Raw genomic sequence first — 23,155 nt, 5'->3', positions numbered from 1 at the left:
TTTGATTAGTTTCCTGTTGCTAATTGCTCCAGCTTCCTTTGCGCTTTTCGATTCTCGCGTGCGAATTCGAGGATCACGTTAAGGACGCGGACGTTTTTTGTTCGGAAAAGTTTTACATCCTTCACAACATTGTCTGAGACAATAATTCCGTTCTTCTTGCAGCGCTCTATGATCACATCGGTGTAAAGCCTGGGGATATGATTTTCAATTAATTCCACTATCCGCTCTGCTTTATGCGACTGCATTTTGTATAGCTGCGTTAACTTATTTACTTTTGTGTCCATGCGTGTTTGAATGTGTTTTCAAATGTAAATACATATTTGCATTAAAAAAAGAAATTAATGCAAAAGTGCATTAATTTATAATTGTTCTAAATAATGGATTTCGGGAACAGAGTTAAAATATTAATGAAGCAGCGCAACCTGAAGATTACGGAGATGGCTGCGCAGATGGAGGAAAACCCAACATCGGTGACCAGTTACCTCAATGGAAACCGGAAGCCCAGGGTAGAATTTATCTGGAAGGTAATTCACTTTTTTCCTGAAGCCGATTTGAACTGGCTCTTTAGGGACGATGCTTCGGGCCTTCACCCCTCACATGAAGAAAAACCGCAATACTCGGTGCCCAAAACACCCGACACGATCATATCAAATATTGAAGGAGATTTAAAGGAATTAAAGGCGCTTTTGGCACAAAAATGACACAAAGCCGCCGCCAAACCCCGTGTTTACTAGCCGTGCTGAATCCTGGCGAGGTCACATAGTTAATCCGCAACACACTGAAAACAAAGTGGTTGCGGATTTTTTTATGCTTTTGTACCGCCCAATGTGTGGCCCTTATGGAGTTCTTTTATCCCTACCACCTAATTAATGAAACAAGGAGATATCCAGAAGCTTCTTTGGTCAATACTGTTATGGTCAACAAAGAGTTTTTTAAATTACTTAAATGGAGAGAAATCTAATTTATTGTTAATAGCAACGTATTTTCTTTTAGCTTTGAATCTATAATACTATTACAGAGAAAATAGCACCCTTAAACATCTTTTGATCGCTATTTAATTAAAAATAAAAATTAAATGGAAAACGCTTTATTTTACAATCATGTAAAAATTAGTGCAGTAAATAAAGAGAAGATCAATTTGATCGAAAATTACTGTAAAGCTCATCTTCAGGAACAGATTTACCTCATTTCTTCCCCACTAGGGGAAAAATATACTTATCCTTATGAGGATAAGGTCATCATAATTTTATCACCAAAACATAAAATTATGGTTATTGATTTGTTTGGTGATAAAGAGGCATTTGAAACTTTTTTTGAAGACTTCATAGAAGATTTGAGTTCAATCTCTGACAAGTTCGAATACAAGGAACATATTGGAAGATCCCGGGAATGGAAGAAAAACAATATCATTAAAGTAAATGGTGAAAAAGTCGCTACTGAAGAAGACTTAGAAAAATTACTTAGTGAGACCATACTACCGAAAGAACTACAAAGAATTAGTGAACTGTTAATTTCTTTATTAATAGGCAGTATTAATGATATTGAAAAAATAGGAGCTGCAGTCCCAGAAACTTTATTAGAAAAAGTAAAGAAAAATATTGTTCTCTTTGATGGTGATCAAACGCGCTTCATTTATAAGCAATTTAATAATAAAACAGTATCAATTCAGGGATTATCTGGTACTGGTAAAACCGAATTGCTCCTTCATAAACTTAAGGACATTTACATTAAAGACGATAAGAGTAAAATATTTTTTACGTGCCATAATATTGCTCTTGCAAACACCCTGAAAGCGAGAGTTCCAACTTTCTTCAATTTCATGAAGGTTGAAAAGCAAATTGAATGGAATAAACGCTTGTGGGTTAATAGGGCCTGGGGTTCAAGAGGGGATTGGAATTCAGGATTATACAGTTACTTGTGTGCATTCTATTCGATAAATTTTTTGAGATACAGCTATAATACCAATTATACTACTATTTTCTCTGAAGTTTTAAAGCATTTAAATTCAATCGAACAAGAAAATTTCGAATATGCCTTTGATTATATTCTGATAGATGAAAGACAAGATTTCCCTAAGGTGTTTTTTGATGTTTGCGAGAAAGTTACAAGAAAGAAAGTTTTTGTCGCAGGAGACATTTTCCAAGACATATTTGATAATGTCAAGGAGGACGATGAACATAATGTTGATGTTGTTCTCAATAGATGTTATCGAACTGATCCTAGGACGTTAATGTTTGCACATGCAATTGGAATGGGCCTTTTTGAAAAGAAAAAAATAAACTGGTTCAAGGATGATGAATGGAAAATCATCGGGTATGAAATTGAAAGACTGGAGGGTAGGGAAATACGTCTATCAAGAGAACCCATTAGAAGGTTTGAAGATTTAGATTTGGAGGATTTGGAAAGTGTAGTAATAAAAGAAACTACACGTATTAATGATGTCTTAGGGGTACTTAAACAAATAAAAGATGGTAATAAAAACATAAATCCCGATGATATTGGAATTATTTTTCTGGACGATTCTAAAGAAATCTACGCCTACATAGATAACCTGATTTCAATGATATCGAGAGAGTTTAACTGGAAGGTAAACAGGGCTTATGAAAACAAAGAAAAAATTCATGGGACTGTATATCTTTCAAATCCAAATAATGTAAAAGGTCTTGAATTTCCATATGTAATCTGTATCACAGGAGCAATGAGAAATAAAATAATTTATAGGAATATTTTATATACTATGCTTACGCGCTCATTTATTCAATCTTACCTGATGATCACCAATATGAAGAACAAGGAAGCTTTATATGAGGGGCTAAGACTTATAAATGAAAATAGATACATTAAAACAGATGAGCCTACAGATGAAGAGAAAGAAGATATAAAGAACCGCCTTGTGAAATTTAAACAACGGACGAATATTTCTTATGATGAGTTCCTAACTAACATTTTTAATGAATTAGAAATAGATAAAGAGAAGCGACACACATTAAAGCAAACTCTTTTATTGGCCAGTATAGAAAAATTTAATAAAGCAGAAACTGTAGAATATATCCGTTCGGTGCAAAAATTCTTTTAATGAAAAGATACGAATTTGAGGTAAAGGAATTTGATTTACAATTATTTTTTCCAGAGCATAGGTTAAAGCACAAAACTCATTTGATAAACATTTTGTTAGAGGCATGTAGATTTATGCTTGTGCAAAAACCCTCTGAAAATGTAGAATCGGAAAATAAAATTGTACTTAACATCGATAAAATGAGTCGAATCTTTTTCTTTAGAAAAAACAAGTATTACACAATTTTTTTTCCTTTCAATGTTTTAGAAGAAGAAGAGAATGACATCAGTTTTAATTACAAAAACATTTTAAATATCGACTCTGAAAGTATTTCTGCTTTAATTACTATTATTAAAGATGATCAATTCAATAGCTCATCCTGTTTAGACTTTGCAGATCCTATTGACAGTTTAGAAAATCAGCTTGATAGCAATTTTTGGATAGTCCTAAGAGATTTAATTTTTGCCGAAGAAGGTTATTTAAGATACGACGTAGATCTTGAAGGTTGGAAAAAAGCAAAGGAAAAGGAGAAAGAACATACGCATCCTGAACATCATTTTGACATTTTTTATACCAATACTACCTCTGTGAAATTTGGACTGGTTCAGAAACTTTTGGAAAATGAATTTATTGAATCGGTTAATATTCAATCTGATTGCTTATATCTTCGTAGGTTTCAGGAGTAACCATACGTTTTGCGTCAAAACGTTCAATATTCCAAACTAGACCTGCTTAGCACCATAAATCTTTATGATATAATCCGCAACATCCCATCCCTCTCGTTTCTCCTGTGCAGTAGCTTTCTTCTCCACCAGGTCGGAAATGAAATATTGAATGTTTTTAGGCAGATCAGCAACCTTTTTGTTCCAGGTATCATAACAGCCTGCATCAGGAAAAAGAATCACCTTTCTGTTGGTTAAAGGCCTAAGCATTGAAGCTTTGAAGTTCATTAAACCGCCGGTAGCCATCCAGATAAATTCAGGAAAGGCAATAGAGGCAATCACAGCTGTCTTCTCACTTTCCACTATAGCAATTGCCTTTTGCTTCTCAGAATTCAGCAGGTGAAGCCCAAAGAGGCATTGCTTGAGATTAAAATCCTGGAGCTTCAAAACTGAATGCACCCAGTTCACTTTCTTTTTCTTTCCTGTGAGCTTGTTGTATAACATCATTTTCCCGGTGCGGATCCTATTTTGTTCGTCAATCTGCCAAAAGACAGTCGCTCCTTTCCATTTTTTGGAAGTACCTATCTTGTACTTCTCCATTACTTCTGCTATGGCAGCATTGCCTATAATAGATTCTAGAAATATTAGAAAGTTATTCGGGTGTAATCCTTCGAGGCTTTTAAGAAACAATTCTTCATTAATAAAAGAGGCCGGTTGCATTTTTTGTTTTGCCCGGAAAGCCACCTGCCTTAAAACTGCAGGATTTATAGTTGTGTTCTGGTGCGAATGATCAATTGAAAAAGGTGTCTGACTCTTGAAGAACTCTTTCGGAGTTAGGTGATAGCCGCATTTTTGCTCCCTATCGCATTTGCCAACTTCTAATCCAACGTACTTCTTTTTTTCTTGGTCTATATACCTTGTAAATGTATGTTTCTCACCACAGGAAGGACATTCATACCTGTTCTTTGAGGAGATGTAAGGTTCTAAGGTAAATCTATATTGGGACATAAAAAGGTTTTAAATGACTTGCATTAAGAACACCTTCTACACGGTTAGTGTAGAAGGTGTATAAAATGTTACTCTTGAGAAACTTTTTTTTCTGCAAAAACTACCCATCCGGTGTTACGGCGTTTTGCTTCATATCCTCCATTTTCCAATCGTTTTCTAAAGGTTCGATTAGAACAAGGTCGATTGCTATTTTCCAGACAATATAACTTATACTCATGGTACAAATCCTTTACAAGAACTTCTTCTGTAAACGAAGAAAAATAGTTAGAATCATCAAGAAAGCTCAGTACAGAGTCACTTTCCTGCTTGAACCGAGCTACTTCATCTTCTACTATTGAGCTTGAGGTCATCTTTTTGTTTAGAAGTAATCTTTTCATTCCGTCCAGGATCCACATGAAAACGCCAGGTAAATCATATGTGATAATTTTAGTAGAAAGATTTCTGTCCTGGTCCTCTTCTTTTATAGTTATCCTGAAGGGAATAATTAAAAACCGACGAAAGAAGGAGTGGTTGTGTTCAATGTCAGTGGGTAATTCATTAGCATTAAACATTAGCCGGGCGTAATCCTTCATGATAAAAGAGTTCTTGTAAAGTTTACGTGCATCAATCGGTTCCCGGGAGACGAGCTTTTTAAAGGTTTCCGACTGAATAGTCGCACTCGTTTCACTACAGTAGTTTAGAAGCTTGTCATCGATCATTGCCCTTGAATCCTTGTCCTTTGTAAGGCTGTCAAGGCTGTAACTGGAAAAGTTTTCATCGCCAAGAAGGGCATTAATGATATCAAATACAACACTTTTTCCGTTAGAACCACTACCATATAAAAACAATGCTTTTTCAAGCTTTAGAACTTCATTTTTTATAAATATAGATCCCAAGTATTCTGAAAGGATCAGCTGTAGTTCTTTTTCTGGTAAGACTTCATTTAAGAACTTTGAAAATACTGGAGATTCTGCAGATTCGTCATAGGTAAACGGTAGCTGATAGGTAAGAAAATCTTCTTTTCTGAATTCCCTCAGTTGCTGCGTATGTTCTGAAATCTCAAAAGTTCCATTTCTGAGGTTAATTAATGTTACCTGGTGATCCTTTATTGGCGCCTCTTGAAGTTTACCTTCGGCTACAAACTGTTTGAAAAGGTCTTCTTTAAATTTAAAAAACTTTGCATCAAATTTATCCACCCCCAGAATAAAAGCAGCTTCTCCAAGAAAATACCTAAATTCTTCTTCATTAACAGTTTCCCAATATTCCTTGTTATACAAATAGATGGTCCCATTTCTAAAAATGATATCTAACTGCAGCTCCCTTGCCTTCTCCAGGATGAATTGTATACTTAAAACAATATAATGTTTGCGCGGCAAGGGTTTATCTTCCTGATTCCATTCTGCTTCTTCTTTAAAATCCATTTCTTCTAAATTCCGTAAAATAAATTCCAGGTTTCCTGCAATGGATACTTTTGAATTCAGCTGTTCAGATTCATTGACCAAATCATCGATTGTGATGTTGCTCTCCTCGGTTGAGTTCCCGTTGCAACCGTCAGGAGTATCTGCGGTTGATTCTAACGGTTGCTGTGCAGTTGCACCTTTGTTTTCCGGTTCTTCTTCAGTTTTTTTGCCTTTGCTTGTGGGTTCAGGACTTTTGTTAACCGGTGCTTCGTTTTTCTGATTAGTCTTTGCCTTTTGAGAAGAATTGTTCTCGTCGTTCTTTTTGGGTATATTTGTCATATTATGTGATTATTTCCGGACTGCGAATCCGGGAGTTAAATAATTGAGCTTCAAGAATAACTGGCAGGTTATTTTGAGGCTCTTTTGTTTGAATTAAGTAGGATGTTTTCTATATCAGATTTTTTGAATCTGATACGGGTACCAATTTTATGGGCATGAATTACCCCTTCTTTGGTCCAATTGTGAATAGTAACTAGTGAAACACCGATTAGGTCGGCTGCTTCCTGCCTGGTGATCCAGGTGGTAGGTTCTTTAGGAGTTAAACTTTTCGCCAGCTCTTGTAGCTCCAGCCGGATGTCATTTCTAATCTCTCTTCTCAATTCTTCGGGAGAGATTTCGTGTAATTGAGTGATGGTTTTGCTCATAATTATAATTGTTTAAATTATTGTTATGGCAAATGTTTAGCTTATTTGATTTGTTTTACGGTTGAAAAACAACAGTAATCCAACAGAAACACAACACTTTTTCGTAATTAATTGGTAATCAATAGAATAAGAAATTGGAGTTTGAAAAATCGCGATATTATTTTGAAAAAAAACTTTTTTTCATTGATTCATATTCCTGACGTTCTGATATATCCTTTGAAGAATAAGGCTCAATTCGAGTCATCGGTATATTTATTTCTTCCCTAACGAATTCTAGGTAATTTTTGAGTTTTACTGCCTCAAGAATAAAATCATCATTTTTAAAAAATTCAAAATATTTCGAAAGCAGGGTTTTTGTTATATCCCTTTCTTCATAGTTTTTGATACAGAAGATGAAGAATTCCTGAGCCTCCGGATTCGAAAACACTAACAAATAAAATTTCTTGACAGGAGAATTTTCTGAACCTTCTACAACGTGATTTTTAAGAAATTTAATATCAAAAGCTGAATCCTCTTTCTTCGAACTAATACCTTTTATCTGTAGCTCAGAAAAAAGAGTTTTTAGGTAAAGGAATTCAATAATTGCTTCATTGTATTCATTAAATTCTACCATTTCATCATCGATTAACATACTTGATTCAGCAATGTCTAATTCCATTTTTCCTATTTCTATAATTTTGTCTTTAATTTTTTCTGGAAGACCGTTAAAAACTATTTGTGGATGACGAGAGTAGGAAATACTAAAAAGATAACTTGATGGAGAGGGAGATGCCAAAAGGGTTTTCTTTTGCAAAAACTCTCTTAAAAATAAAAGTCGCTCTTCTACTGTCTGAATTTTTTCATCAGAACTTATGCAATAAAACAACTTATCTGCCCATTGAAATAAGTAGCTTTCGAGCTTGCTTGTTAAACTATCATATAAAATGTAATCTAAATAATCTGTCATTAAACGCATTCCAAGCTTTTGTTCGGTTGACCTTCTACTCCAGGTTGTAGAAAACTCCTCGTAACTTTTTGCTTTTACATTTTCTTTCCAATTTCTTTCGCAATCTTCAAAGGCTTTATATAATTCTCGATAAGTCATTGATTAAAATAATTGTATAAAAATTATAGGGAAGCGCATCAGAGCCTCAGTCGCCTACTTTTTATATTGTTTCTCGGTTGTTCTACTACTTCTTTTAATAGGTTGTTCTTTAGGGCAGAACACTTTTGCCGCGTAATCTTCTTTTTACTGTTGAGTTTTATACATTACCTCCAACACCCTTAAATTTCTCGACAAACGAAGCAATTTTTTGAAATACGGTCTGCTTTTTTGTCAAATACCGTGGATTTAACGGACTCATCTTCGGTAAGACAGCATTAAGTTCTGTTCCATTTTCACTGGCATATTCCCTTTTTAAGGAAGCTGTTATATATCGTTTTGCCTCTTCTTCATTTAGATTTTCATCCTTGATGATTTCAGATGCCTCTTTTTTCTGTTTGCTTTGTGCATAAGTGAAGAACGAATCTATAATATTCGCTTTGTCCTGCATTTCATCAAGGTCTGTTTCGTTGATGAAATCGACTACCAGACTTTCTTTGGCTCTACTGCCAACACTGGCACGAATGACCCGGCGGATCTCTTCGATTAAGGAAGCTTTGTCTTTGTTCTTTTTGTTATGCTCAAAAATGAGCTCAAGAATATAATCCAGGTTGATTTCCTGTGATTTAAGCAGGTCTATTTCAAAGACGACATCATCCCAATCAATATCTGACTCTTCGGCTTCTTTCCCTTTTTTCTCTCGTCTCAGCCAGTCACGAATATCATTATAGGTAGATCGATAATCCTGTACAGTTCTCTCCGGCAGCACTTCGATCTTTTGCATTGCCGCTATATCTTCATCTGACACAAAATGAGCCTCTTTAAAAGCTTCAACGGCTTCAGGATCTTTTAGATCTATTTCCTGAAGAGTTTTGAGGTTGACGAATTCATCGTAATTCTGAAGTATATTTTCTACACGAAGGTATTCTCCAAACAACTTTGAAAACTCCTTTTTATCTTTTTCTGTGGCTATCTCGTCAGGATCAGGGAATTTCTCATTAAGTTCTTTCACCACATCTGTATAACCCCTTCGGGCTTCTCCAGTGACGACATCTGTAAAGCCTTCCAAATATTCCTGATAGCTCTTTTCAAGGACTACATTTTTGGTGTTCTTGTCTCCAAAGAGCGTTATGGCATCAATGGTAGGTTGCTCCAGATCACGGAAAGTAATGATATTCCCAAACGTTTTGGTAGCATCATAAATGCGATTGGTACGGGAAAAAGCCTGCATTAGCCCGTGATAGCGAAGATTCTTGTCTACGAACAAGGTATTGAGGGTAGGAGCATCAAAACCCGTTAAGAACATCCCTACTACTATTAGCAGGTCGACTTCCTTATTCTTTACCCGCTTCGCCAGATCGCGATAATAGTTCTGGAATTCCCTGCTATCGACTCCATAGCTGGTTTTAAACATACCATTATAGTCACTGATTGCTTTGGATAAAAACTCTTTTGCACTGCTGTCCATGGCTGAAGGTTCAAAACTTTCATCCAGTATCTCTCCAATGGCGCTCTGCTCTTCATTGGCAGCAAAGGAAAAGATGGTTGCAATTCTTAGTGGCTTTTCCCGGTCTTTTTGGAGCTGGTTCAGCTCCTCGTAATATAGCTTGGCCGCATCTACACTACTCACGGCAAACATGGCATTGAAACCGCTGTTTCCGCTTCTGGTTCGATGTGTTTTCTGGCGATAGTGATCTAATATGTACTGAGAAATTTCCTTGATCCTGGTGGGGTGAAGCAAGGCTTTTTTGTTTTCTGCTGCACTTAACTTCTTTTCATCAATCTCTGTCTCTATACCTTTGAAGTGGGGGCGTACATCATTATAATCCACCTTGAATTTCAGCACCTTTTCATCCCTGATGGCATCTGTTATCACATAGGAATGAAGCTCCCGACCAAATACGCTGGCAGTGGTTTCTGAACCTAAGGCATTTTGAGGAAAAATAGGAGTTCCCGTAAAGCCAAACTGATAGTATTTTTTGAACTTCTTTTTGAGATTTTTCTGTGCTTCCCCAAATTGAGAACGATGAGCTTCATCAAAAATGAAAACTACTTGTTTCTGATAAACGGCCAAATCATTTTCATTTTTCATCAGGTTATTCAGTTTCTGAATCGTTGTGACGATGATTTTATTATCATCTTTTTCAATATTCCTCTTTAGACCCGCAGTACTGTCAGATCCGTTCACACTATCAGGCGAAAAGCGCTGATATTCTTTCATGGTCTGATAGTCCAGATCCTTACGGTCTACCACAAAGAAAACTTTATCAATAAAATCAAGCTGCGTGGCTAATCTGGCAGCTTTAAAGCTGGTGAGGGTTTTACCGGAACCGGTGGTGTGCCAGATATAACCACCCCCCTCTGAAGAGGACCATTTCTTAGCCTGATAGGAGCTTTCGATCTTCCACAGGATCCTTTCAGTGGCTGCAATTTGATAAGGCCGCATCACAAGAAGCGTGTCACTGGTATCAAAAACAGAATAATTGAGCAGGATATGTAGAAGGGTGTTTTTCTGAAAGAATGTTGCCGTAAAATCTTTCAGGTCCCTGATCAGGGTATTGTCAGCCCTGGCCCAATTCATGGTAAAGTCAAAGCTGTTTTTATTTCGCTCCACGGTATTGGCAAAATAACGGGTGTCGGTACCATTGGAGATGACAAAGACCTGTAAGAACTTGAAGAGGGAAGCATTGGTGTTGAAACTCTCTTTTGAGTACCGATGTACCTGATTGAAGGCTTCCCGTATAGCCACCCCCCGCTTCTTTAGTTCTACCTGCACCAAGGGCAGACCGTTTACCAGGATAGTGACATCATAACGGTTTGCGTGGGTTCCTTTTTGTTCAAATTGCGAGATCACCTGCACTTTATTGCGGGCAATATTCTTTTTGTCAACTAAGTAAATGTTCTGAATATGACCATCATCAAAGACGAAATCGTAAATATAATCGTCGTGCAATTTCCTAGTTTTATCAACCAGATTGTCGCTTGGCTTATCCAAATACTCCTCTACAAAACGGGTCCATTCCCCATCTGTAAACACCATGTTATTGAGCGCCTGAAGCTGTATTCTTACATTGGCCAGCATTGCTTTAATAGAAGTAAGGTTGGGCTTCTCATAACCCTGATTGATCAGGTCCTGGACAAATTCCTGCTCCAGTGCCGCCTCTGTCTGATACACAGCAGGAGCTTCGTGAGCTTCAGAGAACTTGGTGTATTTGTCTAAAACAATAAAGTTGTTGGATTCGGCTATGGTGTTATAGGTACTCATGCGCGCTCTTGTTGTGGGAATGTTAGTAACCTCTCCCGGTAATATTCATACTGTTTTTGGCGGAGTTCTATCTCCTTTGGAAGACCTTCACTGATAGAAGTGGCGAGGGTGTCGAATTTGTCGAGAATGGAAACTATTCGCTCTTGTTCTTCAAGGGGAGGGATAGGGATTTTGATTTTTGCTAAATTATCTGCATTTACACGTCGAACCTTTGTTCCTGTTATATAAGGCCTTTTTTGTTTTTGAAATTTTTCTGTTTGAAAAAAATAAGCAACATATTTTGGATTCAAATTATGTTGGTAAAAGCAGGCATCGCTGCTAACCGCTACTTCTTCATTCCCTAACCAAGCGACTGCTTTACATAAATCTTCATCGTTTTCACTTGTTGTTGCAATAACTAAATCTCCGTGCTTAGCCTTTCGTGCTTTCTGCGCAAATTCTTCAGAAACAAAAGTTTTGGTTTTATCAGTGTAAGTGCCGTAGTGCGTATAAATTTGACCATAATGAAAACAACCTACACCTGTATCGGTAAAATCTTTTTTCTGTAATCCACCACCTCGAATAAACTTACCAATATTTTCCTGGCCCATTGGTAAATATTCAACTTCCCCTTCTTTAAAACTAAATAATTGCTCCCTATAATAGCTATACTGTTGTTTACGAGCTGTAAACTCTGTGGTAAGCTCTGTTCTAAGCTCTGTTGTAAGCTCTGTAAATGTATCGAGAATACTAACGATTTCTTTTTGAATGTGGAGGGGTGGGATGGGGATCCTAACGTCTAATATTTGCTTCTTACGTAAATTGGTTTGGTCAATCCCGTTATTAAATTGTAATAATTGAGGTGTTCGATTCAAGTAATAGTTAAAAAATTTAGGTAATAATGTTGTTTTGTTTTTAATAGTTATACTGCCAATACGCTGATTGAGAGTGTATTTTTCATTTTCATCAATAAGGAAAGTCTTTGCAAGAGCTTTACCATTAGGTAAATCACTCATAACAATTAAAACATCATCTATAAATAGCGGACAAATTTGCAGATCAGTATACTTAACAACTTTACCACCTGTTGATATGAATTTTGAATTTACCACAATGAATTGTCCATCATTATTAATTGCTTTCTCATGTCCTTTGCCATTGGAGAAAATTGCGATATCTTCCAAACGCTTCCACTCCATATCAACACCTTCTAACCATTTCTCTAAATAACTCATGCTTCAATTGCTTTTACAATGTTATCAATATCAACACGTAACTTGTCAATTTTTGCCACAGTTTTGGAGATCTTCTTATTCAACTCTTTTATATCAATCTTCTCTCGAGTATCTTCAGCTTCCACATACGAGCTAACGGAAAGGTTGTAATCATTTTTAGCAATTCCTTTATTGTCCACAGATCTAGCAATATGTGGCACATCTTCTTTGCTGTCAAACAGCTTCATAATCTTTTCAATATGCTTTTCGGTCAGCACATTATTATTGGTGGCTTTTTTAAAGAAACCTTCCCCACTGGCATCTATAAATTGCGTGGTATTATCCGTTTTATGTTTTGAGAGGACGAGAATATTCACCGCTATAGAAGTTCCAAAAAACAGGTTTGGTGCTACAGAGATAACAGTCTCTACAAAGTTGTTATCTACCAAGTACTTTCTTATTTTTTGTTCTGCGCCACCACGGTAAAAGATACCAGGGAAGCAGACAATAGCTGCCCTTCCTTTGCTTGATAGGTAACTCAGGGCGTGCAGGACAAAGGCAAAATCGGCTTTTGATTTAGGTGCAAGCACCCCGGCAGGAGCAAAACGCTCGTCATTAATTAAAGTTGGGTCATCACTCCCAATCCATTTAATGGAATAGGGCGGATTTGACACGATCGCATCAAAGGGTTTATCATGGCCTAATTGTGGATTAAGAAGGGTGTCGCCAAGAACAATATTAAACTTGTCGTAGTTGATGTTGTGCAAAAACATGTTCATACGCGCAAGATTATAGGTGGTGTGGTTCACCTCCTGCCCAAAAAAACCTTCTTCAATAATATGGTTATCAAAGTGTTTTTTGGCCTGTAACAGCAATGAGCCGGAACCTGCTGCAGGATCATAAATCTTATTTACGGAAGTCTGTTTGTGCATGGCCAGCTGCGCAATAAGCTGGGAAACATTTTGGGGAGTAAAAAACTCCCCTCCTGACTTCCCTGCATTAGCGGCATAGTTTGAAATTAAAAATTCGTAGGCATCACCAAAAAGATCAATTTTGTTTTCTTCAAATTTTCCAAAGTTCAACTCATCCACTCTTTTTAGAACTGATGCCAAACGGCTGTTCTTATTCTCTACGGTATTCCCCAGTCGGGAACTGGTCGTATCAAAATCGGCAAACAATCCTTTGATATCCGATTCGGATGGATAACCATTCGCAGAGCTTTCAATAGCGTCAAAAATTGATTTTAGATCGGTGTTGAGATTGGAATTGGTATTGGCTGTTTTGGCAACATTCGCGAAAAGCTGACTTGGATAGATAAAATATCCCTTCGTTTTAATGGCATCATCCTTTATTTCGGGGGTTATGACATCATCTGATAATTTTGCGTAGTTCACACTCTCATCGCCGGCTTCTATATAATTTGAAAAGTTTTCACTGATAAAGCGGTAGAAAAGTGTTCCTAAAACAAATTGTTTAAAATCCCATCCATCCACCGAGCCACGAACATCATTGGCTATTCTCCATATTTTTGCTTGTAATTCTGCTCTTTGTGCTGTGCTTGTCATTCTGTTTTATGCCGTTATTTTTAATATTTAAATCAGTTTCATAGATCTACCAGATACTGTGAAGTGTACTTCACCTGGCAAATTCCAAGGTTGTTTTTTGAAAAAAAGATGTGCTTAGCCATTTGTGGACACTGGTAGTTCTTTTTGTTGTTGTAGTTGAGACAAATTAACTGCAATAAAGTTAAGATAATTTTAAGAGACCACTGCTACAGTTGATCACAGTTGCAACCGTACGGTTGATAATTGTGCAACTGTACGGTTGATTTACGGTTGATTCACGGTTGCTACCGGTTGCTGAAACATTCTTAAGTGTTAGATCGATCTATAAATCAACAACTTGACGATCATGCAATCGTGCAACCGTGATTCCTTCAAATCCAATAAAATTTTAGAATTAGACGGAGGCTGGCTATTTCGGTTCGAATTGTGCCAGTGATTTCGGTCGGTTAGTGCCAGGTATTTCGGTTTGAATTGTGCCACTTTTTGGCAATACTGAAAGTCATAACGGCTCAAATTGTGCCAGTCGTATCGGTTCGTTTTGTGCCACTTTGAAAGATCAAGTAATATCTTGTTGCAAAACTGTAATAAGATATGGCCAACACCCTTGATCCGATGGACTTAAAACAAATTATTACCTTGAGCCTGGATGGTTTTAGCAATCGTAAGATAGCTACCACTCTAGGCATCTCCCGCAACACGGTCAACAGCTATATGAAATTTTTCACGGCCAGTGACTATTCATTTAAAGAACTACTTTCCTTTGACAATGCACATCTGAGTGCGCTTTTTCCTTCACATACTACTATTGATAATGAGCGGCATGATGAACTGATGCTATATTTTGAGGGGGTCAATAAGGCCCGGAATCATCCTGGGTTTACTTTTCTGTACCATTATCAGGAATATGCGCAGCAGGCTTCCCAGCCGTACAGCTATACGCAGTTTATGGAGCATTATCGGCGTAAATATGCCAAGGTCAAAGGTTCCATGAAACTCGAACATGAAGCCGGTAATGAAATGTACATTGACTATGCGGGTAAAAAATTACATGTCGTTAATAAAGAAACCGGAGAAGTCATTCCTGTAGAGGTATTTATAGCAATTCTTCCCAACAGCCAGTATACTTACGTAGAGGCTAGCTTAAGCCAAAAACGGGAGGATCTTATTACTTCTTGTGGTAATGCATTACAGTTTTATGGAGGTGTTCCAAAAGCCATAGTCTCAGACAACTTAAAATCTGCAGTGACCAGAGCCAGCAAATATGAGCCGGAGATCAATCGGAGCTTTAAAGATTTTGCTCGCCATTATAACTGTGTGATCAATCCCACCCGCAGTTATGCACCGCAGGATAAAGCTCTGGTGGAGAATGCAGTGCATCTTGTTTATCAGCGTATTTACTATCCCCTGCGGGAGATGACCTTCTTCTCTTTACAGGATCTAAACCGGGAGATAAAGCGCTTACTTGTTGGCTATAATAATCTACTGTTCCAGCGAAAGGAAGCCAGCCGTAGAGAACTGTTTCAATCAGTAGAACGTGAGTACTTAAAACCCCTGCCAACATCTGCCTATGAAATCAAAGACTATAAACGGGCAAAGGTGCAAAAGATGGGATATGTATACTTCTCTCCAGATAAAAGCTACTACAGTGTTCCCTACCGCTACATCGGTAAAAAGACCCTGATCCATTATACCAAAACTGTGGTCGAGGTTTATTACAATCACGTTCGAATAGCCCTGCATCATCGAAATCCAAGTAAAGGAAGCTACAATACAAATACAGATCATTTAAGTAGCACCCATAAAGGTTATACCTCCTGGAGTCCTGAATACTTTAAAAACAAAGCCGCTCCTCACGGAGCTCACGTAGTGAATTGTGTAGAAAAGATACTTGCTGACAGTGAGTATCCTGAAACAGGCTATAAGCGGGTGATGGGCCTTATCCAGCTCCATAAGTCTTACGGTTCTAAAAGACTTGATAATGCTTGTAAAAGAGCTTTACAGGCAGATGCGACTTCTTATATGCGTATCAAGAATATCCTAAAGAACAACCTTGACCAAAGCTCTCTTTTTTATCAGGATCTTGAAGAAGATAAAACTCATATCCCATCCCATCAAAACATCAGAGGTGCCGCTGCTTATCAATAAATCATTTTAATCCAGAAATATGAATAACAATCAGACTATTGAAAAATTAAAACAAATGCGACTGGGGGCTATGGCTCAGCTACACCTTCAGCATGTAAAGAACAACCAATTAAACGATATCACTGCCGATGAATATCTGGCACTACTCACAGACCATGAGTGGGAGGATCGCCAGAACCGGAAGATAGATCGTCTTTTTAAACAGGCAAACTTTAGGCAGAAAGCAAGTCTTGCTGAAGTGAACTATTCTTCCAATCGTAACCTCGACAAGAACATGTTTGTTCGTCTGGGATCCCTGGATTTTATAGCTAAAAAGGAAAACCTTATACTGACCGGTGCCTCCGGAGTAGGCAAAAGTTATTTAGCACAGGCCTTAGGTCATCAGGCCTGCATGATGGAATATAAAACCATCTACTCAAACACTGCCCGTCTATTTAAGAAGTTAAAACTCAGTAAAATTGATGGAACCTATCTCAAAGAATTAAATAAACTACTTAAAGCAGATCTGCTCATCCTTGATGATTTTGGACTTCAAGCCTTCGACAATCATGCAAGAGAGACCTTAATGGATATAATCGATGACCGATACAATAAAACATCTACCATATTATCCTCTCAAATACCGGTATCTGCATGGTACGATATTATAGGGGAAGGAACTATTGCTGATGCAATCCTGGACAGGATAGTAAACTCCTCACATAGGATAGATCTCAAAGGAGAATCATTAAGAAAAGGAGTTCTGAAAAACGAGTAACATTAATTTTTTATATAATTGCATGATCTTTTAAAGTGGCACTGTTTGAACCGAAATCAGTGGCACGGTCCTTCCGAAATAGCCAGGAGACTTAGTCATTCCTGTAGGGAGGGAATGGAGCAAATATAATTGAATAAAGTAAAAGCCAGTTAGCTCTTGACGTATATATGGACCTTCTGAAGAAAAAATTTTTTGATGTAGAGTTACTAGTTGCTCCTTCTTGAATAGGACCTTTTAGAATTAAGGACTCTTAAGTGAAGTAAGCAAAATATCCTTTCGATCAAGAAGTAGAAGCCGTTGCTCAACCGTTGCAACCGTGAAATTAAATGCCGTTGCATTAGCCGTTGCTGAACGGTTGCTGGAGCCGTTGGCATATTTAAATTGACTCAGAATTTAATATGCAAGAAGTTTACAATCAGATGTTTAACAAAAACAACGTACGGTTGCAACCGTGAGCTTTAAAAAGTGCTTTTATAGGGTTTTTTAGAGAAAATCAACATAGGTTCCGTTATGATCTGAATAGGCAAACCCATCTTCTGAAAATTGATTCCAGGCCCCTGCTGTGATATTTATTTCTTCACATAAATTTTTAGAGATGCAGATGTGATCAATATTCCTTCTTTTTCTTCCTTTAGAATCGGCCGTAAGAAAACCGGAATCGTAAAAATCTTTTTCTGTCAAACAACATAATTTATTGTCGGACAATTTCTGCGTCAGAAGTTTTCTCCCCTGAATAGTACCGTAACCTTTTGGCAGTCCGTCCCGGGTTTGGTTAAAATCTCCGGCCACGAGAAAAGGAATGCTAGGATAATTTGCCATTATGTTTTTCCAATCTTCCGATTGATCGAGAATGTCCTCCGTATGCAACTGCCACATTTTTTTTCCCTTTTCAGGATATCGGTTACCGCTCACTCCGGCCATATGGTAAGGTATGATTGTCCCGTAGATAATGATAGGGCCAAAAGGAGCTTCAACCAAGCAACAGGCAGTCCGGAATTGATTAAAAGTCTCTATTTCTTCTACAACTTTCCACCGGGACCAGATGGTGATCCATGGTTGATCCTTGTATAACTCAAATTCTTGTGATTTGACAGCTTGATATTCCGGGTGAAGATTTATAAGCTCCGAAGTCTCTGTTAGGACGAAGATGTCTGCAGCAATATCGTTAAGCTTTGCTTTGATCCCATTGGCTTTTGAATTACTCCGGGGCCGGTCGAGATTCCAGGTTGCTATTCGATACTTCTGGTTTTTAGTTGGTTTCATTATTCTTGCTCACCTCTAAATTCAACTTTTCCTTTTTTAATTTGCCGTGTTTTATCGGTGAAGAAATCGTAGTAATCTTGTTCCCATTTGCCATTCCGGTAGATGCACGACATGTAATCATAAAGATCCGGGCGTTGTTGTCCGCTGAGACTTTTATAAACATATTCTTTTCTGACTTCCAGGTTATCCCCTTCATAAGGTGAATATTCAAAATCAAATCGGTTTTGGGAATTGAGTTGCTGAAGCAGATATTCAGACGTCATTTCCCCACCAAGACTTTCGACTGGCATAACTATTTCTCCCATCATCATATCATCTTTTTCTCCCAGATATTTATAGAGGGTCCAGATGTAATGAATCTTCTCGTAATCAGCTATGTCCACTGTTGCGTTCCTTCCAGTGGGCAACGGAATTTTCTTGATTGAGGCACAGGTGCAGAAATGGAGGTTGGAGTTGCTCTGACACATTAAAATAAGGTTCTGTTGTATTATTACTCTTAAATACTAATTGGTGGACAGGCATCAGAAGTCCAGTAAATTGCATTAAATTCTTCTAGAAATTCAATTGTATACTTCCATTCTTCAGCATTAAATTTTATTTCTAAATCACTCCAGTTTAGAATAATGGGATTGACAGAAGCTTCCTCGGGATTATGCCATTCTTCAATCCAAAACAGTAAAAAATCTTCTGAGCCCTGTTTTTCATTTTTTTTGAGCCACTGCATCAGGGCCGGATAATCATTCCGAATATTTTTCAGTGTCTCTAATTCACTTTTGAAATATTTTTCATAGTGGTAAAGATCTACAATCTCTTTCAGGGCTGAGTATATATCACTGAACCGGCTTTCAGGATTATTCCATGAACAGGAACAGCCCATTCCTTCAAAGCATGAGCCATTATGGCGATTGTCGAAAGCATAGTGATAAAGTTCCTCATAATGCAGAAGCCACCACGATAACTTGGGAACATTATAAAAGATGTCTTTCCGAAGGTTTTTCAGTGTTTCTATAGCTTCTTCTATTTCCCGCCTGTAAAGCTTTTTCTGATTTTCTGGTGTCACTACTTTTTATATAAATGTTTTAAGTTATTGATCAAAAAAATGAGTCAAAGTGATCTGGGTTGAATTGCTCAGAAAAACTTCGGAAGTATTAAAATATTCCAGCTGACACTAAATAAGATTTTGCTGACTTGTTTCCTAATTGAGCTGAAATCTTCATATTCTTAATGGCTTCACTTTCATTACCAGCTTTAGAATAAATTTGGGCTAATAGCAGGTAAGGATTAGAATAAGTTTTATCGTAAGATAATGAAGCTTGACAGTCTGTAAGAGCCTCATTTAAATTACCTTGGTTCATTAACGCATTTGCTCGATTGTTATACATCCGCTTAAAAGGAACTCCTAAAAGAACTCCATTATCCAAACCTTCCAAATCTTGCCCCTGAACTTCTGACTTCAAATCGATTGCGTAAGTATAAAATTGGGACGCCTTTTTATCGTTTCCTAAATTAAGATAACAATAACCAATTTGATGATATAAAGCATAAACAGTTTGATCTTCGCCTGCCTTATCTATAGCATTTATGTATTCTGCAATGGCTTCTTGAAATTTTTTAATATCCTCAAGAAGATTTGCTTTATAGGCAGATTTTTTCCAATCACCTCCCGCCTTAATAAGCCCCCATAAATTCGATAATTTGTCTACGCTTTTAGATCTTTTTCTTTGAAAAGCTTTTTCAAAAACTGTATTCATACTTTTAATTTATTGATAAGTGATTAAAACGTCCCGATCCTTTAATAGGAGATTAGCCACGCCTGGTTGACCGGTAAAAGTAGATCTTGCATTCATACTAAATTGAATACCATAATCACTAAAATCGGAATTCCACCTATTGTCAGGATCATTTTCAGGTAAACCTTCTAAAGTAATTTTCACACCCTCATTTTTAGCAATTTTCATCGCTTTTGGTGCCATTACATATGTATCATCTTCTGGATTTTTAATTGAAACGTGGTATACACCAGGATTTTCTACATCCTTAGTTGCATACACGTCTCTTGTCGCTTCCATTGGACTATCATCAGTCATGTCACCCTTTTCAAATCTAAACTGCATGGAGGAATTTAAAACCACATTTTTCATACTTGAATCCAAATTTGCCTTTGGTACTGAAGCAGTCCGTGGTTGTGGTTTTGTTCTTGTTTTTTGTCCTTTATTTTTAAATAAATTCTTGAACCAATTCATCATTTTTCAGTTGTTTAAATTATAATACCAGTTACAGCTCCAATGATAATCAAACCACATATCACATATAATAATGTTTTGTGCAATTTTATTTCCTTTTCCTGCAGCTCTAGTTTTTTCATTAACATCTTATGATTTTCACTTGAATTTGAATCCATATTATTGATCATAGAATCAATTTTTGAAAGTCGTGCAGGAAAATCTATTTGAGAAATTTTTGTCACAAGACCATCTGTAGCCTCAGAAATTTCTTTGTGTTGATCTAGGAGCCTTTTTGTTTCCGTAAGCTTCTGCCGATTTGTAGTGTCAATTTTGTTTCCTGTTGTCTCAAATTTATACACCCCCTCATTTATTTGTGTCTCTGTTGACGCTTTGAGGTCGGTGATCTGCTGTTTATAGAGCTTAAAAATTTTATCTGTATATACAGTATAGTTCTGCTGAATATTTCCAAGTTCTGAAATAATATTTACTGAATTATCTTTTACTCCATCCAGGTAATCGGTAACTTTTTTGAGCTTATTTAATTCCTCTTCAAGTAGCCCTAATTGGGCGTTGATCTCTTGGTCTAGCATAATTATCTATTGTATGTTTCTTATTGAAATCCTGGATCCATCCAGTATGTAATTTTAAAAATAATGCACTTTCTACATCCTCGATATGTTCTATAGCTTTCCAGTCGTACCTGTAAAGCCTTTCTTTGAAAAGTTTAATTTTAGCAGTTACGGACTGAATATTTTCATTAGGAGAATTGAAAATAAGCTCAAAGCTTTGAACAAAGTATTCTTGAGCTTTCGAGATAAAATTAATGTTCTCTTTCTCTAGAATGAGAACTGAGAATGCGTTCAACAAAAGGAAAACGTAGTTATCAGGACGCTGGACTAGTAAAAGAGCTGTTGCTCCACGAAGGTGTTTAAAGTTATTAATTTCACCAACTTCTGTCCTTACCAGATCCATGTATTTCAAAACGATGTCGAAATCAGCCTTAAGACCTTTATCTGTATCGGCAGGTAAATATTGTGGTCGAGCATATTTTGAATTCATATATAGGTTAATGAATTCCTTGAATTTTTTGCTACCGTCCTTTTCTAAACCTATAATGCAAGCCTGCTCCATGGCATCTATTGATGCTTTTCTTCGGACTGCCGTCTCCTCGTAGACAAATTTTATTAAGAATCCTAAGCACTTCTGAATCTCCGACTTTCCTTTAAAAAAAGGTAATCTCTTTAGTTTTTCATCAGTCTTTTCAGGACTATTGTACTGTAGTAGATATTCTTTTAACTTCTGGGTGTAATGTCCTTTTGGTTTTTTTGTTATATGTAAGACAATTGTTTTTGAATTGTAATCAACCGTGTAATCGTCTACTATTCCTATTATTGAAAGCCTGTAAATAGCTTTGTAAGTATCTTCTTCTTTTCTTATTTTATGGAAAAGATCGTGAATTCGAGGTTTTAGATATTCTGGTATTTCAATTTTATTATTGAATTCTTTTGAATATTCTTTTTCCAGTTTCAGAACAAATTCACTTTTATCCAGACAAAATTTCTGCGCCTCCAACACCATTCGATCAGTAAATGTAAATCCATTGGAGCACAAGAAATTAGCTATTGCCTCTATTCCATTGTTGGTAAACGGAACAATTATTTGAAAATCGTTTTTAGTTTTTGAGTTTTCTAATAGTTTCTCAATTCCAGGTTGTGTTTCTGCTGGTGTGTGTTGTGAGAGCCAAGCGAAGCTATCAATTTCGAGAGGTTTGTTGGTGTTTATTAATTCTTTGATGTAAAGGGCAATTTCCTGAGCTAATGGATTATTATCTTTAGGATAATAAGGTAGTTCAGCCCTGTCCAAATAAATACTCCCCAAATCTGGATTTAAATAAAGTATTTTTCTTCCATTAGGACGGATAACTGGGTTGAGTCGGATATTAATAGCAAATTGCTCAAGTATTTGGTCCTCAACAGAATTTAAAATCTTGTGGGATGGAAATTTTATTTCTGTTAGCAACTCGGCTAAAAGATTTTTTTCCTTGGCAATTCCCTTAAAGTTGTTACGGTGAAAACTTTCAAGAATATCTTTATCAATTGAAGTGAAACTGGTTTCTAAAGTTTCTGATATTTCTCCGTCCTCTGTTACGCTTTCTATTTTTTCAGAAGATTTAATTTTCTGATTGTTAAACAAAATTAATCCTAATGCTAATTTTCGATCCCTTCCAGCTCTTCCAGCTTCCTGATAATAGCTCTCAATTGAACTAGGATAATTATTATGGATGACATACCTGATGTTTGGCTTATCTATCCCCATACCGAAAGCCTTGGTCGCAATGAGAAGATCTAATTCATGATTAACAAAACGATTTTGACTATCCTCATTTTGAACATCTCGGTTTTTTGCTCCATCACTTCCAAAGAAAGTTCCTGTTTTTAAAATAGGGAGTTTTTCATTAATAATGTTGGCATTATCGATTACCCCAAAATGCCATTTGCGATGGGGACAAAAAATCAGACCTGCGTTGCTCTGCCTTCCTTTTTGAAGATAAAAGTTTTCATTACTAAGATGTCTCAATCGAATATCCTTACCATCAAAAGCTTTCCTTGCCTTTTCTATTACATCCTCATCTTTACAGAATTTTTCATAATGTTTAGGAATTACTTTAAGCTGGTTAATTAGAGCATTTTTTTTAGCTTCACCTAGAGCTTTTTTATTATCCCAGTCAAGTCCTAAATTTTCATCAATATCTGCCGTTACTTCTATGATTTTGAATTGAATTTCTGGCCTATCCATATCTTCAAGTCGAACCACAGCCTCTTCCTCAGGGATCTTGAGCTCTCTTTGAATATC

At 36.8% G+C, this 23,155-nt stretch carries 19 protein-coding genes and 1 pseudogene; 5 read left to right on the top strand and 15 right to left on the bottom strand.

Features of this window, described 5'->3' with window-relative positions:
* Positions 1 to 5 precede the first annotated feature (5 nt).
* Positions 6 to 284: a hypothetical protein gene (locus VS868_RS11810; protein WP_345597712.1), complete on the bottom strand. Its 279-nt coding sequence runs from the start codon at positions 282 to 284 to the stop codon at positions 6 to 8.
* Positions 285 to 407: 123 nt separating this feature from the next.
* On the opposite strand from VS868_RS11810, the gene VS868_RS11805 reads away from it, so the two are divergent.
* From VS868_RS11805 to VS868_RS11795, 3 genes are all read left to right on the top strand, one after another.
* Complete coding sequence (locus tag VS868_RS11805; protein WP_345597710.1) at positions 408 to 701, top strand: helix-turn-helix transcriptional regulator; 294 nt, start codon at positions 408 to 410, stop codon at positions 699 to 701.
* A gap of 374 nt (positions 702 to 1,075) precedes the next feature.
* The gene (locus VS868_RS11800) at positions 1,076 to 3,076 is read left to right on the top strand and encodes an ATP-binding domain-containing protein (protein WP_345597708.1); all 2,001 of its coding nucleotides are present in this window, start codon (positions 1,076 to 1,078) and stop codon (positions 3,074 to 3,076) included.
* On the top strand, positions 3,076 to 3,741 hold the full coding sequence (locus VS868_RS11795) for a hypothetical protein (RefSeq protein ID WP_345597707.1): 666 nt from the start codon (positions 3,076 to 3,078) through the stop codon (positions 3,739 to 3,741). Before VS868_RS11800 ends, VS868_RS11795 begins: the two co-directional genes overlap by 1 nt.
* A 36-nt stretch (positions 3,742 to 3,777) precedes the next feature.
* On the opposite strand, the gene VS868_RS11790 is transcribed toward VS868_RS11795, so the two are convergent.
* From VS868_RS11790 to VS868_RS11760, 7 genes are all read right to left on the bottom strand, one after another.
* A complete protein-coding gene (locus VS868_RS11790) occupies positions 3,778 to 4,725 on the bottom strand; it encodes a DUF6371 domain-containing protein (protein ID WP_345597705.1) in 948 nt (315 codons plus the stop codon).
* A gap of 68 nt (positions 4,726 to 4,793) precedes the next feature.
* Positions 4,794 to 6,443, bottom strand: a complete 1,650-nt coding sequence (locus VS868_RS11785) for a phage/plasmid primase, P4 family (protein WP_345597703.1) — start codon at positions 6,441 to 6,443, stop codon at positions 4,794 to 4,796.
* 68 nt (positions 6,444 to 6,511) lie between these two features.
* The gene (locus VS868_RS11780) at positions 6,512 to 6,808 is read right to left on the bottom strand and encodes a helix-turn-helix domain-containing protein (RefSeq protein WP_345597701.1); all 297 of its coding nucleotides are present in this window, start codon (positions 6,806 to 6,808) and stop codon (positions 6,512 to 6,514) included.
* Positions 6,809 to 6,965: 157 nt separating this feature from the next.
* The gene (locus tag VS868_RS11775) at positions 6,966 to 7,892 is read right to left on the bottom strand and encodes a hypothetical protein (protein WP_345597699.1); all 927 of its coding nucleotides are present in this window, start codon (positions 7,890 to 7,892) and stop codon (positions 6,966 to 6,968) included.
* A gap of 157 nt (positions 7,893 to 8,049) precedes the next feature.
* On the bottom strand, positions 8,050 to 11,154 hold the full coding sequence (locus VS868_RS11770) for a type I restriction endonuclease subunit R (protein ID WP_345597697.1): 3,105 nt from the start codon (positions 11,152 to 11,154) through the stop codon (positions 8,050 to 8,052).
* Positions 11,151 to 12,368: a restriction endonuclease subunit S gene (locus VS868_RS11765; protein ID WP_345597695.1), complete on the bottom strand. Its 1,218-nt coding sequence runs from the start codon at positions 12,366 to 12,368 to the stop codon at positions 11,151 to 11,153. The genes VS868_RS11770 and VS868_RS11765 overlap by 4 nt, the downstream gene beginning before the upstream one ends.
* Entirely contained in the window at positions 12,365 to 13,912 is a 1,548-nt protein-coding gene (locus VS868_RS11760) for a type I restriction-modification system subunit M (RefSeq protein ID WP_345597693.1), read from the bottom strand. The genes VS868_RS11765 and VS868_RS11760 overlap by 4 nt, the downstream gene beginning before the upstream one ends.
* Positions 13,913 to 14,503: 591 nt before the next feature.
* On the opposite strand from VS868_RS11760, the gene istA reads away from it, so the two are divergent.
* Positions 14,504 to 16,057 (top strand): IS21 family transposase, encoded by a 1,554-nt coding sequence (istA, locus tag VS868_RS11755; RefSeq protein ID WP_345597691.1) that lies wholly within the window; start codon positions 14,504 to 14,506, stop codon positions 16,055 to 16,057.
* 19 nt (positions 16,058 to 16,076) lie between these two features.
* On the top strand, positions 16,077 to 16,814 hold the full coding sequence (gene istB, locus VS868_RS11750; protein ID WP_345597689.1) for an IS21-like element helper ATPase IstB: 738 nt from the start codon (positions 16,077 to 16,079) through the stop codon (positions 16,812 to 16,814).
* Between the two features lie 483 nt (positions 16,815 to 17,297).
* On the opposite strand, the gene VS868_RS11745 is transcribed toward istB, so the two are convergent.
* The 7 genes and pseudogenes from VS868_RS11745 to VS868_RS11715 form a co-directional block, all read right to left on the bottom strand.
* A complete protein-coding gene (locus VS868_RS11745) occupies positions 17,298 to 18,077 on the bottom strand; it encodes an endonuclease/exonuclease/phosphatase family protein (RefSeq protein ID WP_345597687.1) in 780 nt (259 codons plus the stop codon).
* Complete coding sequence (locus VS868_RS11740) at positions 18,077 to 18,460, bottom strand: hypothetical protein (RefSeq protein WP_345597685.1); 384 nt, start codon at positions 18,458 to 18,460, stop codon at positions 18,077 to 18,079. Before VS868_RS11740 ends, VS868_RS11745 begins: the two co-directional genes overlap by 1 nt.
* A gap of 113 nt (positions 18,461 to 18,573) precedes the next feature.
* Positions 18,574 to 19,137 (bottom strand): hypothetical protein, encoded by a 564-nt coding sequence (locus VS868_RS11735; RefSeq protein ID WP_345597683.1) that lies wholly within the window; start codon positions 19,135 to 19,137, stop codon positions 18,574 to 18,576.
* Positions 19,138 to 19,225: 88 nt separating this feature from the next.
* On the bottom strand, positions 19,226 to 19,828 hold the full coding sequence (locus VS868_RS11730) for a tetratricopeptide repeat protein (RefSeq protein ID WP_345597681.1): 603 nt from the start codon (positions 19,826 to 19,828) through the stop codon (positions 19,226 to 19,228).
* Between the two features lie 9 nt (positions 19,829 to 19,837).
* On the bottom strand, positions 19,838 to 20,323 hold the full coding sequence (locus tag VS868_RS11725; RefSeq protein ID WP_345597680.1) for a hypothetical protein: 486 nt from the start codon (positions 20,321 to 20,323) through the stop codon (positions 19,838 to 19,840).
* Between the two features lie 11 nt (positions 20,324 to 20,334).
* Positions 20,335 to 20,892 (bottom strand): hypothetical protein, encoded by a 558-nt coding sequence (locus VS868_RS11720; protein ID WP_345597678.1) that lies wholly within the window; start codon positions 20,890 to 20,892, stop codon positions 20,335 to 20,337.
* A 1,627-nt stretch (positions 20,893 to 22,519) separates the two neighbouring features.
* Positions 22,520 to 23,098: pseudogene (locus tag VS868_RS11715) on the bottom strand (helicase-related protein); the annotation flags it as partial.
* Between the last annotated feature and the right edge of the window lie 57 nt (positions 23,099 to 23,155).

The organism is Salinimicrobium sp. 3283s (assembly GCF_039602225.1).
Taxonomy (GTDB): Bacteria; Bacteroidota; Bacteroidia; order Flavobacteriales; family Flavobacteriaceae; genus Salinimicrobium; species Salinimicrobium profundisediminis.
The sequence above is the reverse complement of the archived record's forward strand: the minus strand, read 5'-3'. Positions and strand labels throughout refer to the sequence as shown.